At 66.5% G+C, this 2154-nt stretch carries 2 protein-coding genes and 1 pseudogene; 2 read left to right on the top strand and 1 reads right to left on the bottom strand.

Translation table 11 applies throughout. The features are described from left to right. Nucleotides 1-342: 342 nt before the first annotated feature. Both ACNPQM_RS43990 and ACNPQM_RS43985 read left to right on the top strand, forming a co-directional pair. A pseudogene (locus tag ACNPQM_RS43990) lies at nt 343-1014 on the top strand (ISAzo13 family transposase); the annotation flags it as partial. 9 nt (nt 1015-1023) lie between these two features. After that, a complete protein-coding gene (locus ACNPQM_RS43985) occupies nt 1024-1614 on the top strand; it encodes an IS3 family transposase (RefSeq protein ID WP_418088394.1) in 591 nt (196 codons plus the stop codon). Here the strand turns inward: ACNPQM_RS43985 and ACNPQM_RS43980 are convergent. After that, nucleotides 1602-2018, bottom strand: a complete 417-nt coding sequence (locus ACNPQM_RS43980; RefSeq protein WP_418088393.1) for a transposase — start codon at nt 2016-2018, stop codon at nt 1602-1604. The two genes, ACNPQM_RS43985 and ACNPQM_RS43980, sit on opposite strands and share 13 nt — an antisense overlap. Nucleotides 2019-2154: the final 136 nt, after the last annotated feature.

Here is a 2154-nt window from a genome sequence, read left to right as displayed (position 1 = left end):
CTCCCTATACCGCCTTTCCAGCGGTGCTGGGGGGGTTTTTTTTTTTTTTTTGACCCTGCTCGTGGACGCCGTCCGGCGTCCACGGGCCCAGAGCGTGCCATCGGATGAATAGCGCGGAACTGCCCCCTCCCCAATGGTCCTAACGACCTCGTGCATGAACGCTGGTGTGGCCGTTGATGCGCATGTCCGACTATCTGATCAGCCCGGGGGCGGGTCGGCCTCGATCCACGTCTGTCGATCATCCCGGTCGGAGGTATTCACGCAATTCCCCACTCCGTGCGGGTTCAGGGAGCCGCCGGAAAATAACTCCACGGTTTGGTGGGGGTGTTGGCCGATAGGGTACTGGCTGTGTCGGAGGGGATCGGGGCTGCGCTGGCGGATGTGTTCGCTGTGCTGTTGCCGCAGGTGGATGAGCGGCAGCGGCGTCTTGTTCTCGGTGCGGCGGCGCGTGTGCTGGGGCATGGCGGTATCCGGGCGGTGGCCGGTGCGGCGGGAGTTGTGGAGTCCACGGTGTCCCGTGGCGTTCGCGAGCTGGCGGTTGGCGGGGAGCTGACCGGCCGGGTGCGGGTGGAGGGTGGAGGGCGCAAGCGCCTGCGGGATGCGGATCCGGGCCTCATCCCGGCTTTGCTGACACTGGTCGAGCCGGACCAGCGTGGTGATCCGGAGTCGCCGTTGCGGTGGACAGTGAAGTCCACCCGCAAGCTGGCCGCCGAGCTGACGAGACAGGGACACCCGGTGGGCGCCGACACCGTCGCGGCCCTCCTGAAGGCCGAGGGGTTCAGCCTGCAGGGCACCTCACGCACGACCGAGGGAGCCCGCCACCCAGACCGGGACGCGCAGTTCCACTACATCAACGACCAGGTCAAGGCCTACACCGCAGCGGGGCAGCCGGTCATCAGCGTGGACACCAAGAAGAAGGAAGTCCTGGGCGACTACGCGGTCGCCGGGCGTGAGTGGCACCGCGCCGGTGAACCGGTCCAGGTGCGTGCGCACGACTTCCCGGAGAAGGGAGCGGTCGAGCGCCTGATGCGCGAGGCCGACCTCGCTGGGATCAGCCCGCGTCGCAAGGGTTTCACGCGCCGGGACCCCAAGGCCACCCTGGCCCCGGACCTTGTCCAGCGCGACTTCACCGCGAGTGCACCGAACCGGCTGTGGGTCACCGACCTGACGATGATCGCGACCGGCGAGGGCCCCTTGTGGCTGTCCGCGATCCGGGACGCGTTCTCCCGCCGGGTGGTGGCCTGGGAGACCTCCGCCCGCGCGGACGCCGACCTGGTGCTGTCCACGCTCGAGTACGCCCTCGCTTCCCGCGAGGTCGAGCCCGGAAAGCTCATTCATCACGCGGATCACGGCTGTCAATATACGTCGATCAAGCTCACAACTCGCCTGCTGCGATCGGGAGTTCAGGCATCCATGGGCTCGGTCGGAGACTCGCACGACAACGCCCTCGCGGAGAACCTGTGGATGATCACCAAGACGGAGTGCATCCGCGGCCGCGTCTTCGCCACCCGAGCCGAGACGAACCTGGCGCTGTTCGAGTACATCGATGGCTTCTATAACTCCCGGCGCATCCAGAAACGGCTCGGTGCCTCTGTGTCTTGTCAAGTCGCTTGAGACAGTGGGTCCTTGGACATTCGCTCGTCTGCGATCATGGTGCGCCACACGTGATCGGCGAGACGGCGCTTCAGACAGCGTTTGGCTTCCCGAGGTGTCTTTCCTTCGGAGAGTTTCCGCTGGTAGTAGGCATGTCCTGGAGAGTTCGGCATCCTGATCTGGGTGACGGCAATGGTGTGGAGAACGGAGTTGAGCTGGCGGTCGCCGGAGCGTGAGAGCCGGTGGCGGGCCTTGTCCGCGCTGGCGATCTCGATCGGGGCGGCGCCGGTGTAGTTCGCGAACGCCGCAGCGGTGGCGAAGCGGCTGGCGCGTCCGACGCGGCCGACGAGCCGTGCCGCCAGCACCGGCCCGACGCCGGGCGTGTTCATCAGCGTGCTGCCCGAGGCCCCGACGAGTTCTTCCATGCGGGCAGCATTCTCCGCCAGCCGCTTGTCCAGCGCGCGGATCTCAGCTTGACTCTGTCGGGGATCTTGGAATGAGCGGTGTCAACTACCGCTGCTTCTCCAGGACTTCGGCCGGTGGATGTTGTGCTGGTCCAGG

Source organism: Streptomyces sp. NPDC056231 (assembly GCF_048270745.1).
In the GTDB taxonomy this organism is placed as follows: domain Bacteria; phylum Actinomycetota; class Actinomycetes; order Streptomycetales; family Streptomycetaceae; genus Streptomyces.
Note: the sequence above shows the minus strand (reverse complement) of the source record. Positions and strands in the feature narration are given on the sequence as shown.